This is a genomic window from Pseudomonas sp. EL_65y_Pfl1_R83 (assembly GCF_963970695.1).
GTDB classification, from domain to species: Bacteria; Pseudomonadota; Gammaproteobacteria; order Pseudomonadales; family Pseudomonadaceae; genus Aquipseudomonas; species Aquipseudomonas tritici.
In genome coordinates this window covers 42,729-57,462 of the sequence record NZ_CAXAQI010000021.1, presented here as the reverse complement: position 1 = coordinate 57,462, position 14,734 = coordinate 42,729, and the positions used below count along the sequence as shown (strand labels likewise).

12 protein-coding genes and 2 tRNA genes are annotated in these 14,734 nt (G+C 57.1%); all 14 read right to left on the bottom strand.

Features of this window, described 5'->3' with window-relative positions; all coding sequences use genetic code 11:
* Positions 1-213 precede the first annotated feature (213 nt).
* The 14 genes from pnp to ftsH all read right to left on the bottom strand — a co-directional run bounded on the left by pnp (position 214) and on the right by ftsH (position 14,699).
* Positions 214-2,319 carry a polyribonucleotide nucleotidyltransferase gene (gene pnp, locus AACY08_RS24530; RefSeq protein ID WP_339471740.1) on the bottom strand — a complete coding sequence of 702 codons (2,106 nt, stop codon included), beginning with the start codon at positions 2,317-2,319 and terminating at the stop codon, positions 214-216.
* Between the two features lie 194 nt (positions 2,320-2,513).
* Positions 2,514-2,783, bottom strand: a complete 270-nt coding sequence (rpsO, locus tag AACY08_RS24525; protein WP_003176135.1) for a 30S ribosomal protein S15 — start codon at positions 2,781-2,783, stop codon at positions 2,514-2,516.
* 159 nt (positions 2,784-2,942) lie between these two features.
* A complete protein-coding gene (truB, locus tag AACY08_RS24520; protein ID WP_016976825.1) occupies positions 2,943-3,860 on the bottom strand; it encodes a tRNA pseudouridine(55) synthase TruB in 918 nt (305 codons plus the stop codon).
* Positions 3,861-3,863: 3 nt separating this feature from the next.
* A complete protein-coding gene (rbfA, locus tag AACY08_RS24515; RefSeq protein WP_065875288.1) occupies positions 3,864-4,259 on the bottom strand; it encodes a 30S ribosome-binding factor RbfA in 396 nt (131 codons plus the stop codon).
* A 159-nt stretch (positions 4,260-4,418) separates the two neighbouring features.
* Positions 4,419-6,929: a translation initiation factor IF-2 gene (gene infB / locus AACY08_RS24510; protein WP_339471739.1), complete on the bottom strand. Its 2,511-nt coding sequence runs from the start codon at positions 6,927-6,929 to the stop codon at positions 4,419-4,421.
* A 27-nt stretch (positions 6,930-6,956) separates the two neighbouring features.
* Complete coding sequence (gene nusA / locus AACY08_RS24505) at positions 6,957-8,438, bottom strand: transcription termination factor NusA (protein WP_049711491.1); 1,482 nt, start codon at positions 8,436-8,438, stop codon at positions 6,957-6,959.
* A gap of 47 nt (positions 8,439-8,485) precedes the next feature.
* Positions 8,486-8,944 (bottom strand): ribosome maturation factor RimP, encoded by a 459-nt coding sequence (gene rimP, locus AACY08_RS24500; protein WP_049713475.1) that lies wholly within the window; start codon positions 8,942-8,944, stop codon positions 8,486-8,488.
* Between the two features lie 140 nt (positions 8,945-9,084).
* A tRNA-Met gene (locus tag AACY08_RS24495) sits at positions 9,085-9,161 on the bottom strand.
* 96 nt (positions 9,162-9,257) lie between these two features.
* A tRNA-Leu gene (locus AACY08_RS24490) sits at positions 9,258-9,343 on the bottom strand.
* 21 nt (positions 9,344-9,364) lie between these two features.
* Entirely contained in the window at positions 9,365-9,748 is a 384-nt protein-coding gene (gene secG / locus AACY08_RS24485; protein ID WP_003235031.1) for a preprotein translocase subunit SecG, read from the bottom strand.
* Positions 9,749-9,752: 4 nt separating this feature from the next.
* Entirely contained in the window at positions 9,753-10,508 is a 756-nt protein-coding gene (tpiA, locus tag AACY08_RS24480) for a triose-phosphate isomerase (protein ID WP_003194193.1), read from the bottom strand.
* Between the two features lie 66 nt (positions 10,509-10,574).
* Positions 10,575-11,912, bottom strand: a complete 1,338-nt coding sequence (gene glmM, locus AACY08_RS24475; RefSeq protein ID WP_339420293.1) for a phosphoglucosamine mutase — start codon at positions 11,910-11,912, stop codon at positions 10,575-10,577.
* 16 nt (positions 11,913-11,928) lie between these two features.
* The gene (gene folP / locus AACY08_RS24470; protein ID WP_339471738.1) at positions 11,929-12,780 is read right to left on the bottom strand and encodes a dihydropteroate synthase; all 852 of its coding nucleotides are present in this window, start codon (positions 12,778-12,780) and stop codon (positions 11,929-11,931) included.
* Between the two features lie 8 nt (positions 12,781-12,788).
* Positions 12,789-14,699, bottom strand: a complete 1,911-nt coding sequence (gene ftsH / locus AACY08_RS24465) for an ATP-dependent zinc metalloprotease FtsH (RefSeq protein ID WP_339471737.1) — start codon at positions 14,697-14,699, stop codon at positions 12,789-12,791.
* Positions 14,700-14,734 lie beyond the last annotated feature (35 nt).

The following is a 14,734-nucleotide window of genomic DNA, read 5'->3' as shown; positions in this document are numbered from 1 at the left end:
TGCCAACTCACGCTCGCCAATTAAATCCTTATAAATCAATAGCTTAATAAAATCTTCTTTCTTCGAAATCGTGCAACTTGCATGAAGAGGAACTTGCCTGCATGCAAGTTGCGGGTTTTAGGTATAACTAAGCGACTGATTTCTAGAGATTTTCTTATAGGCATAAAAAAAGGACTCCGAAGAGTCCTTTTTTTCAGCCTACAGCGTGGGTAATTAAACGCCCGAAGCCTTGGCTGCTGCTACGTCCTTGATGGAGAGCTTGATACGGCCGCGGTTGTCCACGTCCAGTACCAGTACTTCCACTTCCTGGCCTTCTTTCAGAATGTCGGTCACTTTCTCAACGCGAGCGTCGCTCAGCATGGAGATGTGAACCAGACCGTCTTTGCCCGGCAGGATGTTGACGAATGCGCCGAAGTCGACGATGCGCTCAACCTTACCGACGTAGATCTTGCCGATCTCGGCTTCCGCGGTGATGCCCAGAACGCGCTGACGCGCCGCTTCTGCAGCTTCCTTGGTTTCGCCGAAGATCTTGATCGAGCCGTCGTCTTCGATGTCGATCGAAGCCTTGGTCTCTTCGCAGATCGCACGAATGGTCGCGCCACCTTTACCGATAACATCACGGATTTTGTCGGTGTCGATTTTCATCGCGATCATGGTCGGAGCATTTTCCGACAGTTCGGTACGGGACTGACCAATGATCTGGTTCATCTGGCCGAGGATGTTCAGGCGCGCTTCCAGGGCTTGGCCCAGAGCGATTTCCATGATTTCTTCGGTGATGCCCTTGATCTTGATGTCCATCTGCAGCGCGGTAACACCTTTGGCGGTACCGGCCACTTTGAAGTCCATGTCGCCCAGGTGGTCTTCGTCACCCAGGATGTCGGTCAGGATGGCGAACTTCTCGCCTTCTTTAACCAGGCCCATGGCGATACCGGCAACCGGTGCCTTCATCGGCACACCCGCGTCCATCAGCGCCAGGGAAGCACCGCAGACCGAAGCCATGGAGCTGGAACCGTTGGACTCAGTGATTTCCGACACAACACGGATGGTGTACGGGAACACGTCCGCAGCCGGCAGCATGGCGGCGATCGAACGACGCGCCAGACGACCGTGACCGATTTCGCGACGACCAGCGCCGCCCATGCGACCACACTCACCTACCGAGAACGGAGGGAAGTTGTAGTGCAGCATGAACGGGTCTTTTTTCTCGCCTTCCAGGGTGTCCAGCAGTTGTGCGTCACGGGCGGTGCCCAGTGTTGCAACGACCAGAGCCTGGGTCTCACCACGGGTGAACAGGGCCGAACCGTGAGTCTTCGGCAGAACGCCGACTTCGATGTTCAGCGGACGTACAGTGCGGGTGTCGCGACCGTCGATACGTGGCTTGCCGTTAACGATGTTTTCGCGAACGGTGCGGTATTCGATTTCACCGAAGGCAGCTTTGACTTCGCTGGAAGAAGGCTGGCCTTCTTCACCGGACAGCTTGGCAACAACCTGATCCTTCAACTCACCCAGGCGAGCGTAACGGTCGGCCTTGACGGTGATGGCGTAGGCCTGGGAGATCGCGTCGCCGAATTCGGCACGGATAGCGCCCAGCAGTGCGGTGGCTTCAGGCTGTGGAGCCCAAGTCCAGGTTGGTTTGGCAGCTTCGGCAGCCAATTCTTTAACAGCGTTGATCACAACCTGGAACTCGTCGTGAGCAAACAGCACGGCGCCCAGCATCTGGTCTTCGGTCAGCTCTTTGGCTTCCGATTCAACCATCAACACGGCTTCCGAGGTACCGGCTACGACCATGTCCAGGCTCGAAGCTTTCTGTTGCTCGTAAGTCGGGTTCAGCAGGTAACCGGTGCTTTCGTGGAAGGCAACGCGGGCAGCGCCGATCGGGCCATCGAAAGGAATACCGGAAATAGCCAGGGCAGCCGAGGTACCGATCATCGCAGCGATGTCCGGATCGGTCTTCTTGCTGGTGGAAAGGACGGTGCAGACAACCTGCACTTCGTTCATGAAGCCTTCTGGGAACAGCGGACGGATCGGACGGTCGATCAGTCGGGAAGTCAGGGTTTCTTTCTCGGAAGGACGGCCTTCACGCTTGAAGAAACCGCCAGGGATCTTACCGGCAGCGTAAGTCTTTTCCTGGTAGTGAACGGAAAGAGGGAAGAAGCCTTTGCTCGGGTCAGCGGTCTTGGCGCCAACAACGGTCACCAGAACGGTAACGTCGTCGTCAACGGTAACCAGCACTGCGCCGGAGGCTTGACGGGCGATACGGCCTGTCTCGAGAGTAACGGTCGACTGACCGAACTGGAATTTTTTGATAACCGGGTTCACGGTGTCCTACCTTCTTTGTGGCTCTTGGGGAACGTGTCTTCTTGCGAAATTCTTGGGCAATGTCGGGAATCGGCCCGACCCTCGTCCAGGGTAAAACGTGTATCCAGATAAAACTTGAGGCTGGGAGCCTGCCATGGGCCAGCGGGAATCCCACTGACACACGGCAGACAACCAACCTCTAGCGCAATCGCTTATTAGCGACGCAGACCCAGGCGACCGATCAGAGCCTGATAGCGACCCAGATCCTTGCCTTTCAGGTAGTCCAGCAGCTTACGGCGCTGGTTTACCATGCGGATCAGACCACGACGGGAGTGGTGGTCTTTACCGTTGGCCTTGAAGTGACCTTGCAGCTTGTTGATGTTGTGGGTCAGCAGTGCAACTTGCACTTCTGGCGAACCAGTGTCACCAACAGCTTGCTGATAGTCAGCTACGATTTGTGCTTTTTCTTGAACGTCGAGAGCCATGAGGCAATCCTTTTTTCAGGAAACCACCCAAAGGGCAGTTTCAACAGGCCAGGGATAAATCCCTGTATCTAAAAATGAGTGTTGACCGTGCCTGTTAACAGCCACACTCGTTCCAGTTTGCGTAAAAGCTACTGCGCTTTTACCACAAACTGGTTCCGGTCATTCTGACCGAATCAGTCGACGCGGCGCGATGCGCCCGTCTTCGCTCACTTCACCGATACCGATAAAGCGACCGTTATGATCCTGTACCCGCACCATACCGAACTTCGGGGCATCCGGGGCACGCACCGGTTGGCCGTTGAGCCAGTAGAACGCGCTGTGCTCCGAGAAGTGCAGCAACGGCCAATCCAGCAAGCCGCTGTCTGAAGGCATCAGGAAGCGATCAACCGCTTCGTTGCCACCTTCGGCATGTACCGCTTCCAACTCTTCCAGCGTGACCGTCTGGGCCAGGCTGAAAGGACCGGCCTGGGTGCGTCGCAGTTCTGCAACGTACGCACCGCAACCGAGCTTTTCACCAATATCTTCCACCAGGGTACGGATATAGGTGCCTTTGCTGCAGTCCACGGCCAAGCGGGCGGTGTCGCCTTCACAGGCGAGCAATTCCAAGCGCGCAATAGTAACAGAACGCGGTTCGCGCTCCACTACTTCGCCCGCACGTGCCAGCTTGTAAAGAGGCTGCCCATCGCGCTTGAGCGCCGAGTACATCGGCGGTATCTGACTGATTTGCCCACGAAAACCGGGTAAAGCAGCTTCGATATCAGCACGACCAACGGTCACGTCGCGAACCTGCAAAACATCACCTTCGGCGTCGGCCGTGGTGGTGGTCTTGCCCAGTTGCATCAGGGTTTCATAACCCTTGTCGGAATCGAGCAGGTATTGCGAGAACTTGGTCGCCTCGCCAAAGCACAGCGGCAACACGCCAGTGGCCAAGGGGTCGAGGCTGCCGGTGTGCCCGGCCTTCTCGGCATTGAGCAGCCAGCGGACCTTCTGCAACGCGGCATTGGAGGTAAAGCCAATGGGTTTGTCGAGCAGAATGATGCCGCTGACGTTGCGACGTATACGTTTGACCTGAGCCACCGCTTACTCCTTGGCGTCTTCAGGTGTGGACGGGCGCTGGCTGTCTTCAGCCACGGCGCGCTCGATCAGAGCCGACAGGTGCGCACCACGCACGACACTTTCGTCGTAGTGGAAGTGCAACTGAGGAACGCTGCGCAGCTTCATCTCACGGGCCAACTGCATGCGCAGGAAACCCGCTGCCGAGTTGAGCACCTTGATGCTTTGTGCAATTTCTTCGCTGTTGTCCTGCCCCATCACGGTGATAAAGATCTTGGCGTGACCCACGTCACGGCTCACTTCAACGGCGGTGATGGTGACCAGGCCAACGCGGGGGTCTTTGACTTCGCGACGGATCAGTTGTGCCAGCTCACGCTGCATCTGATCGCCGATACGCTGGGTACGGCTGTATTCTTTTGCCATGTCTTGTTACCTGTTACTGCCACACGGTGAAACCCGTGGGGTCTGAAAGCGGCAAACGCCCGGCCTGACAAAAGCCAGACCGGGCGTTGCGTTTAGAGTCCGGACACAGCGCAAGGCATTTGCATGCCCACACGCCGTGTGGCTCCTGAAGTGCGCGAGTTAGAGGCTGCGAGCAACCTGGACCTTCTCGTAGACTTCGATCTTGTCGCCAGGCTTAACGTCGTTGTAGCTCTTGACGCCGATACCGCATTCCATGCCGGCACGCACTTCGGAAGCGTCATCCTTGAAGCGGCGCAGGGATTCCAGCTCGCCTTCAAAGATAACGATGTCTTCACGCAGTACACGGATTGGACGGTTACGGTGCACAACACCTTCGATAACCATGCAACCGGCGATCGCGCCGAATTTCGGCGAGCGGAACACATCACGCACCTCGGCCACACCCAGGATGTTCTCCCGGACATCGCTGCCAAGCATGCCGGTGAGGGCTTTCTTGACGTCTTCGATGATGTCGTAGATGACGTTGTAGTAACGCATGTCCAGGCCTTCCTGCTCGACGATCTTGCGAGCGCCAGCATCGGCACGCACGTTGAAACCGAACAGTACAGCGTTGGAAGCCAGTGCCAGGTTGGCGTCGGACTCGGTGATACCACCGACACCGCCACCGACAACACGCACTTGCACTTCGTCGTTACCCAGGCCGTTCAAGGCGCCGTTCAACGCTTCGAGAGAACCACGGACGTCAGATTTGAGGACGATGTTGAGCGTCTTCTTCTCTGCCTGGCCCATGTTTTCGAAGATGTTTTCCAGCTTGCCGGCATGAGCACGAGCCAGTTTGACTTCGCGGAACTTGCCTTGACGGAACAGAGCCACTTCACGGGCTTTCTTCTCGTCAGACAGCACGCTCATCTCGTCGCCAGCGTCCGGAGTACCGTCCAGGCCGAGGATCTCGACAGGGATGGAAGGACCGGCTTCTTTGATTGGCTTGCCGTTCTCGTCGAGCATGGCACGTACACGGCCATAGTTCGAACCGACCAGCACCATGTCGCCTTGGCGCAGGGTACCGTCTTGAACCAGAACAGTTGCCACCGGACCACGACCTTTGTCGAGACGCGATTCAACCACAACACCGCGACCTGGAGCCGATGGCGTTGCTTTCAGTTCGAGTACTTCGGCTTGCAGCAGGACTGCCTCGAGCAGTTCGTCTACACCAGTACCGACTTTAGCCGAGACCGAAACGAACGGCGTATCACCGCCCCACTCTTCGGAAGTCACGCCGTGAACCGACAGTTCGCTACGGATGCGATCGAGATCGGCGCCCGGCTTGTCGATTTTGTTCACTGCAACAACCAGTGGAACACCCGCAGCCTTGGCGTGCTGGACAGCTTCAATGGTCTGCGGCATCACGCCGTCGTCCGCTGCAACTACCAGGATCACGATATCAGTTGCCTTGGCACCACGGGCACGCATTGCGGTAAACGCGGCGTGACCTGGGGTGTCGAGGAAGGTGACCATGCCGCGTTCGGTTTCAACGTGGTACGCACCGATGTGCTGGGTGATACCACCGGCTTCGCCAGCAGCTACCTTGGCACGACGGATATAGTCGAGCAGGGAAGTTTTACCATGGTCAACGTGGCCCATTACGGTCACAACTGGTGCACGGGAGAACGTCTCACCTTCAAACTTCAGGGACTCGGCCAGGGAGTCTTCCAAGGCGGTGTCGCTGACCAGGGTCACTTTGTGGCCCAGTTCTTCGGCTACCAGCTGAGCAGTTTCCTGATCAAGCACCTGGTTGATGGTCGCTGGGGTGCCCAGTTTGAACATGAACTTGATGATTTCAGCAGCCTTGACCGACATCTGATTGGCGAGATCGCCAACAGAGATGGTCTCGCCGATCTGCACATCACGCACGACAGGGCCGGTTGGGCTCTGGAAACCGTGGGCGTTGCGTTTTTTCAGCTTGGCCTTGCCGCGACCACCACGACGGAAGCTATCGCTTTCTTCGTCGGTAGTACGTGGGGCAACGCGTGGCGCAGGCGCTTTCTCTTTGACCGAGGCACGATGCGGAGCATTTTTGCGCTCGCCATCACCGCCGCCGCCGCGACGATTGCTATCGTCAGCACGTGGTTTGTCCGGACGGCGAGGTTCTTCGCGCTTGCGGGCATCAGCAGCAGGTGCTGGTGCCGCGGCAACCGGAGCGGCCTCACGCACAGCTTCTACTGGCGCGCTAGGCGCGGAGACCGATTCAGTAGTCGCAGGCTGGCGACGCGCTTCTTCTTCGGTGCGACGCTTGGCTTCTTCTTCAGCCTTCTGACGAGCAGCATTTTCTACTGCGCGACGTTCTTCCAGATCGCGTTTGCGCTCGGCTTCGATTTCTTCCGGGCTGCGTTGTACGAAGACTTTCTTCTTACGTACTTCAACGCTGATGCTCTTGCTACCCGCAACACGCAGTGTGCTGGTGGTTTTGCGCTGCAATGTAATCTTGCGCGGTTCTTCCACTTTCGCCTTGTGGCTGCTCTTCAAGTGAGTCAGCAAAGACTGCTTCTCACTATCGCTCACACCTTCATCGGCGGCGGTGTGCGGCAGACCTGCCTCACGCATCTGCTGCAACAGGCGCTCTACCGGTGTTTTGACCTCATCGGCCAGTTGTTTCACCGTGACTTGCGTCATGCACTTCTCTCCTCAGGCCGCGCCTAGTTACTCGAACCAATGGGCTCGGGCGGCCATGATCAACTTGCCGGCACGATCTTCGTCAATGCCGTCGATGTCGAGCAGATCGTCAATAGACTGCTCGGCCAGGTCTTCGCGGGTAATTACGCCGCGCACCGCCAGTTCCATCGCCAAATCCTTGTCCATACCCTCAAGCGAGAGCAGGTCTTCGGCCGGATGGGCGTCTGCCAGCTTTTCCTCAGTAGCGATGGCTTTAGTCAACAAACGATCCTTGGCCCGAGCGCGAAGCTCGTTGACGGTGTCTTCGTCAAAGCCGTCGATGTTGAGCATTTCTTCCAACGGTACGTAGGCAATCTCTTCCAGGCTGGTGAAGCCTTCATCTACCAGCACCTGTGCCAGGTCTTCATCGACTTCGAGCTCTTCGATAAAGTTGCGCAGGATGTCACCGGTTTCTGCTTGCTGCTTAGCCTGGATGTCCGATTCGGTCATCACATTCAGGGTCCAACCGGTCAGTTGGCTGGCCAGACGCACGTTCTGACCACCACGACCAATGGCCTGAGCCAGGTTGTCTGCGCCAACGGCGATGTCCATTGCATGGGCATCCTCGTCAACGATAATTGCCGCCACTTCAGCCGGCGACATCGCGTTGATCACGAACTGAGCCGGGTTATCGTCCCACAGCACGATATCCACACGCTCACCGCCCAGCTCGCCAGACACTGCCTGGACGCGCGAACCGCGCATACCAATGCAAGCACCTTGCGGATCAATACGCTTGTCCTTGGAACGGACCGCGATCTTGGCGCGCGAACCCGGGTCGCGGGACGCAGCCATGACTTCGATCAGGCCTTCGGCAATTTCCGGCACCTCGATACGGAACAGCTCGATCAGCATTTCCGGCGCGGTACGCGACAGGATCAACTGAGGGCCGCGGTTCTCGGTGCGGATTTCCTTGAGCAGCGCACGCAGACGCACGCCGACACGGAAGGTTTCGCGAGAGATGATGTCTTCACGGGCCAGCAACGCTTCAGCGTTGTTGCCCAGGTCAACGATCACGTTGTCGCGGGTGACTTTTTTCACGGTACCGGAGATGATTTCACCCAGGCGCTCGCGATAAGCGTCAACGACTTGAGCGCGCTCGGCTTCGCGAACCTTCTGCACGATGACCTGCTTGGCGGTCTGTGCAGCAATACGGCCGAACTCGATCGATTCGATCTTTTCTTCTACGACATCACCGACATTGGCGCCAGGGTGCGTTTCGGCAACCTTGCTCGGCCAGGTTTCGATGGCCGGATCATCAAGATCGGCTTCTTCGACGACCGTCCAGCGACGGAAAGTCTCATAGGCACCGGTGTGGCGGTTGATTTCCACACGCAGATCTACTTCGTCTTCAAAACGCTTTTTGGTAGCAGTGGCCAGGGCCAGCTCCAGCGCTTCAAAAATCACGTTTGCCGGTACGCCCTTTTCATTGGATACCGACTCAACAACCAGCAGTACTTCTTTGCTCATCGTACGCCTCGCCTTTCGCAAGCCATTGGATCCGCGGGATCCGCGTCTCAGCCAAAACTGGGAATAATGTTGGCCTTGTCGATCATATCGATCGGCAACAGGAACTCATGGTCTTCCACTTGCACCACAACGTCCTGCTCTTCTACACCGCGCAGAAGGCCCTGAAAATTGCGTCGCCCTTCGAACGGGGATCGCAGCTTGATCTTCACTTGTTCACCGGCAAATTTTGCAAACTGATCAATAGTGAACAGTGGGCGTTCCATGCCTGGCGAGGAAACTTCGAGGGTGTATTCAACAGCAATTGGATCTTCAACATCCAGCACACCGCTGATCTGACGGCTGACAATGGCACAATCGTCCACCAGCACGCCGCCCTCTTTATCGATATAAACGCGCAACATTGAGTGGCGACCTTGAGCCGAAAACTCAATACCCCAGCATTCATAGCCTAGGGCCACGACCACCGGGGCCAGCAAGGCCTGCAACTCTTCTAGCTTGCTCGACACCTGAACCCCCTCGTGCATGTATGTGCATGCTGTGCAAAATAAAAAAATGGGCGAAACGCCCATCCTTGAAACGCCGTCGAACAGCGGCGTTGAAAGTGTCCAGCTAACAAAAAGCCCCTTAAAAGGGGCTCCGCTAAAACTGGTTGCGGGGGCCGGATTTGAACCGACGACCTTCGGGTTATGAGCCCGACGAGCTACCAGACTGCTCCACCCCGCGACAAAGCTGGGGCGGAAGTATACGACTGATCCCTTACAGGGTCAATGTAACCTTCCACCTACAAGAAAGCCCGCAACAGCGGGCTTTCCTGATAATTGGTACCGAGAAGGGGACTCGAACCCCTACACCCTATGGGCACAACCACCTCAAGGTTGCGTGTCTACCAATTCCACCACCTCGGCAATACAGCGTTTACAACCTTCTTACTTCTGCTCTTGAGCTGGAGGCACGTCAGTCGCTGGAGTAGCCGACTTTTGCTCTTGAAGCACCGGGACATCATCAGAAGCCGGTTTTGCTTTTGGTACTTCCAACACTGCTGGGTTTGGCAAACCTGCTTGAGTCAGCACATGAGCTTTCTCTTTAGCAAAGTAACCTAACCCCAAGCTGGTTATGAAGAAACCGGCGGCAAGTATAGCAGTAAACTTACTAAGAAAGGTAGAGGAACCTTGGCTTCCGAACACAGTATTTGAAGCACCTGCACCGAAAGACGCACCAGCATCCGCACCTTTACCCTGTTGCAGCAAAACCAGGGCAACTACGCCCAGGGCAGCCAACAGATGAAAAACGACTACGACTGTTTCCAGCATTTTTTCAGTTTCCCGCGGCGCGACAGATCGCACCGAACTCATCTGCATTCAGGGAAGCTCCACCAATGAGCCCCCCATCGATATCCGGCATGCCGAACAGTTCGACCGCATTGGCCGCCTTCACGCTGCCGCCGTATAGAAGACGCACACCTTGTGCGACTTCAGAATTCTCTGCCGCCAACTGCGCGCGGATGGCTGCGTGCACATCCTGCGCCTGTTGCGGTGTAGCAGTCAGCCCGGTACCAATGGCCCAGACTGGCTCATAAGCAATTACTGCTTTTGCAAACGCACCAACACCCAGCTCCTCGATGATGCTGCCTAGCTGACGCGAGACAACTTCAAGAGTCTTGCCCGATTCACGCTGCTCCAGGGTTTCCCCTATGCACAACACTGGAATCAAGCCACAAGCCTGTGCTGCGGCGAACTTGCGATTGAGTGTCCCATCACGCTCGCCCATCATCTGGCGGCGCTCGGAGTGCCCAACAAGCACATAGGAACAACCCGCATCGACCAACTGACTCGGCGAAATCTCACCGGTCAACGCACCTTGCATCGGCTCCACCGCAGAATTCTGCGCGCCGACCTGGATCGACTTACCTTTCAAGCCATCAACCACTTGGTTGATATGCAGGCAAGGTGGGAAAACCGCAACGTCAACACCGCTAGGCAAGGCCAGATGACGAAGGCCATTGATCAGCTCAGCGACACTGGCGCGGGTACCGTGCATCTTCCAGTTACCAGCTACCATAGTGCGACGCATGCTGTACCTCGTCGGTCAAAGTGGGCGCAGATGTTACCCAACCACATCATCACTGGCAAGCCGAATTCAGGCGCAAACTTCAGTTACCAGTTTTGCCAGGTCTTCGGCATGGCCGCGAACCTGTGTTTCGTCGTCACCTTCGACCATGACGCGCACCAGAGGCTCTGTGCCGGACTTGCGCAATAACACACGGCCACGCCCCGCCATTGCCAGGGTCGCGCGCTCGCACGCCTCCTTGACAGCAGGGTGATCGATCGGATTTTCGCCACCGGCAAAACGCACATTGACCAGCACTTGTGGACATTTACGCAGCGCCTGACGGGCCTGGGCGAGGCTCTCTTCGCGACGACGCAATGACAGCAGCACCTGCAGCGCAGCAATAATCGCATCGCCTGTGGTGGTGTGCTGGAAGCAGACAACGTGCCCGGAATTCTCGCCACCCACTAGCCAGTTGCGCTCAAGCAGTTCGGCGATCACATAGCGGTCACCGACATTGGCACGCACGAATGGGATACCCAGGTCTGCCAAGGCCAGCTCAAGCCCCAGATTACTCATCAGCGTGCCGACAACGCCGCCTTGCAGCTTGTTACGCTCATGCAGGTCGCGTGCAATGATGAACAACAGATCATCACCATCCACAATGGCACCGGTGTGATCCACCATCAGAACGCGGTCGCCATCACCATCGAAGGCAATACCCAAGTCGGCATGCTCGGCAAGGACGGCCGCCTGCAACTGCCCCATGTGAGTGGAGCCGCAGTTATCATTGATGTTCAAGCCGTTCGGCTGAGCCGACAGCACCGTCACGTCCGCGCCCAACTCCTTGAATACGCTGGGCGCTACTTTGTAGGTAGCACCATGAGCGCAGTCGACCACAATTTTGAGGCCGGCGAAACTGGTACTGCTCGGCACACTGCTCTTGCAGAATTCGATATAGCGGCCAGACGCGTCATTGATTCGCGACACCTTGCCCAGCTTGCTGGAATCAACCACCGTCATCGGCGCATCCAGCAGCTCTTCAATCATCAACTCGATCTCGTCCGGGAGCTTGGTGCCTTGGCCCGAGAAGAACTTGATACCGTTATCATCATGGGGGTTGTGCGAGGCACTGATCACGATACCGGCTTCAGCGTGAAAGGTACGCGTCAGGTAGGCGATCGCCGGCGTCGGCATAGGCCCCAGCAGCATTACATCGGCACCCGCGGCGGACAGGCCTGCCTCCAGTGCGGACTCAAACATGTAACCCGAAATACGGGTGTCCTTGCCGACCAGGATGCGGCACGCGCCCATACTGCGGAACGCCATACCCGCCGCCCAACCCAGCTTGAGCATGAAGTCAGGGGTAATTGGAAATTCGCCGACCCGACCACGGATACCGTCGGTGCCAAAGTATTTTTTAGTCATAAGTGCTCCATCATTCTTATTCGGCTGATTCTACCGCAGCAATCATACGCACCACATCCACAGTCTGGGCGACATCGTGCACACGCAAGATGCGTGCGCCCTTCGTTACCGCGAGCGCTGCCAGTGCAAGACCACCGTACAGCCGCTCACCCACCGGACGATTCAGCGCCAGCCCGATCATGCTCTTGCGCGAAACACCGACCAACAGCGGCCGACCAAGTGCGTGCAGGGATTCCATATGCTTGAAAAGGCTTAAATTGTGTTGCAGGGTCTTGGCGAAGCCGAAGCCGGGATCGAGGATGATCTTTTCAGCCGCAATCCCTACGGCAGCGCATTGAGCAATCCGCTCAGCGAGAAAACCACTCACTTCACCAACAAGATCATCATAGTGAGGGTTGTCCTGCATGTTGCCGGGCTCACCCAGCATATGCATCAGGCACACCGGCAAACCGGTAGCCGCGGCCGCATCCAGCGCGCCATCTCGCTGAAGAGAGCGCACATCGTTGATCAGCCCGGCTCCCAGGCGCGCAGTCTCGCGCATCACGGCGGGGGTCGACGTATCAACCGAAATGATCACATCCAATTCTCGGGAGATACGCTCAACTATCGGCGCCACCCTCTCCAGCTCCTCCAGGGGAGAAACTACGCGAGCACCAGGGCGAGTCGACTCACCGCCGACATCAATAAGGGTCGCCCCCGCCGCCACCATTGCCTCGGCATGACGCAGCGCGGCATCAAACTGGCTGAAGCGGCCACCATCGGAAAAAGAGTCGGGGGTTACATTAAGAATGCCCATCACATGTGTATGGGCCAAATCAAGAACCCGGCTGCCGCAAGGCAACCGGGTGGAGGACAACGCAGAAGTCATTTCAAACCTTAGACGTCAGCTGCCGGACCGCCGATCGGAGTTTCAGGGCGTTCGTTCTGAACCACAGGCGGCGTGCCCGAAGTGCCCGAACCACCTTCCCAATCGCGAGGCTCGCGCGGTGCGCGACCCGCCATGATGTCGTCAATCTGGTCGGCATCAATGGTCTCGTACTTCATCAGCGCGTCGGCCATTGCATCCAACTTGTCGCGGTTGTCGGTCAGGATCTGCTTAGCCGTGCCGTAGCACTGGTCAATGATGCTGCGCACCTCGGAGTCGATCAGCTTGGCCGTCTCACCGGAGAAGCTGGCGCTTTGACCGCCACCGCCACGACCCAAGAATACTTCGCCCTCTTCCTCGGCATACATCAAAGGACCGAGTTTTTCCGACAGCCCCCACTTGGTGACCATGTTCCGCGCAATCTGGCTGGCACGCATGATGTCGTTGGATGCGCCAGTGGTCACACCGTCGAAGCCCAGCGTCATCTCTTCAGCAATTCGACCGCCGTACAGCGAGCAGATCTGGCTGATCAGTGCGCGTTTGGAGAGGCTGTAACGATCCTCTTCCGGCAGGAACATGGTGACACCCAGCGCCCGACCACGAGGAATGATCGACACTTTGTAGACCGGATCGTGCTCAGGCACAACGCGCCCCACAATGGCGTGACCGGCTTCATGATAAGCAGTGTTCTGCTTCTCTTTCTCGGACATGACCATGGATTTGCGCTCAGCGCCCATCATGATCTTGTCTTTCGCCAGTTCGAACTCTTTCATTTCAACGATACGCTTGCCGGTACGGGCAGCGAACAGCGAAGCCTCGTTGACCAGGTTAGCCAAGTCAGCACCGGAGAAACCTGGAGTACCACGGGCAATCACGGCCGGAGCCACATCGTCACCCATAGGTACTTTGCGCATGTGTACTTTCAGGATCTGTTCGCGGCCACGGATATCCGGCAAGCCAACCACGACCTGACGGTCGAAACGACCAGGACGCAGCAGCGCAGGGTCCAGCACGTCAGGACGGTTGGTTGCAGCGATGACGATGATGCCGTCATTCATTTCAAAGCCGTCCATCTCAACCAGCAACTGGTTGAGGGTCTGCTCACGCTCATCATGACCACCGCCCATGCCGGCGCCACGATGGCGACCAACGGCGTCGATTTCATCGATGAAGATGATGCAGGGCGCGTGCTTCTTGGCTTGTTCGAACATGTCGCGAACACGGCTTGCACCGACGCCAACAAACATTTCTACGAAGTCGGAACCGGAAATAGTGAAGAAAGGCACCTTGGCTTCGCCGGCAATCGCCTTGGCCAGCAAGGTTTTACCAGTCCCCGGAGGACCGACCATCAGCACGCCGCGCGGAATACGACCACCCAGGCGCTGGAACTTGCCTGGATCGCGCAGGAACTCGACCAGCTCGCCCACTTCTTCCTTGGCCTCGTCGCAACCGGCAACATCAGCCAGGGTGGTTTTCACCTGGTCTTCGGAGAGCAGGCGCGCCTTGCTCTTGCCGAAGCTCATCGGCCCGCCCTTGCCTCCCGCACCGCCTTGCATCTGGCGCATGAAGAACATGAACACGGCGATGATTACCAGAATCGGGAAGCTCGCCACCAGAAGCTGGGTCCAGATGCTTTGCTGCTCAGGCAGCTTACCCTCAACAACGACCTTGTTATCCACCAGATCGCCGATCAGACCGTTGTCCTGAATAGCCGGACGAATGGTCTTGAAGCTGTCGCCATCGACGCGCTTACCGGTAATCACGTAGCCATCAACCGCTACGCGCTCGACTTTGCCATCCTTAACTTGCTGAATGAAGTCGGAATAGTTGAGGGTCTGCGGCTCGTTAGGGCTGGAGAAGTTGTTCATCACCGTCACGAGGACAGCCGCGATGATCAACCACAGGATCAGATTCTTTGCCATATCGTTCAATTAACTACCCTCTGAAGCAAGCTCCG

Excerpts from the sequence above, each read along its gene's own strand:
- rpsO (WP_003176135.1), bottom strand. The coding sequence starts at position 2,783 with ATGGCTCTCGACGTTCAAGAAAAAGCACAAATCGTAGCTGACTATCAG.
- rbfA (WP_065875288.1), bottom strand. The coding sequence starts at position 4,259 with ATGGCAAAAGAATACAGCCGTACCCAGCGTATCGGCGATCAGATGCAG.
- infB (WP_339471739.1), bottom strand. The coding sequence starts at position 6,929 with ATGACGCAAGTCACGGTGAAACAACTGGCCGATGAGGTCAAAACACCG.
- nusA (WP_049711491.1), bottom strand. The coding sequence starts at position 8,438 with ATGAGCAAAGAAGTACTGCTGGTTGTTGAGTCGGTATCCAATGAAAAG.
- secG (WP_003235031.1), bottom strand. The coding sequence starts at position 9,748 with ATGCTGGAAACAGTCGTAGTCGTTTTTCATCTGTTGGCTGCCCTGGGC.
- tpiA (WP_003194193.1), bottom strand. The coding sequence starts at position 10,508 with ATGCGTCGCACTATGGTAGCTGGTAACTGGAAGATGCACGGTACCCGC.
- glmM (WP_339420293.1), bottom strand. The coding sequence starts at position 11,912 with ATGACTAAAAAATACTTTGGCACCGACGGTATCCGTGGTCGGGTCGGC.
- folP (WP_339471738.1), bottom strand. The coding sequence starts at position 12,780 with ATGACTTCTGCGTTGTCCTCCACCCGGTTGCCTTGCGGCAGCCGGGTT.
- ftsH (WP_339471737.1), bottom strand. The coding sequence starts at position 14,699 with ATGGCAAAGAATCTGATCCTGTGGTTGATCATCGCGGCTGTCCTCGTG.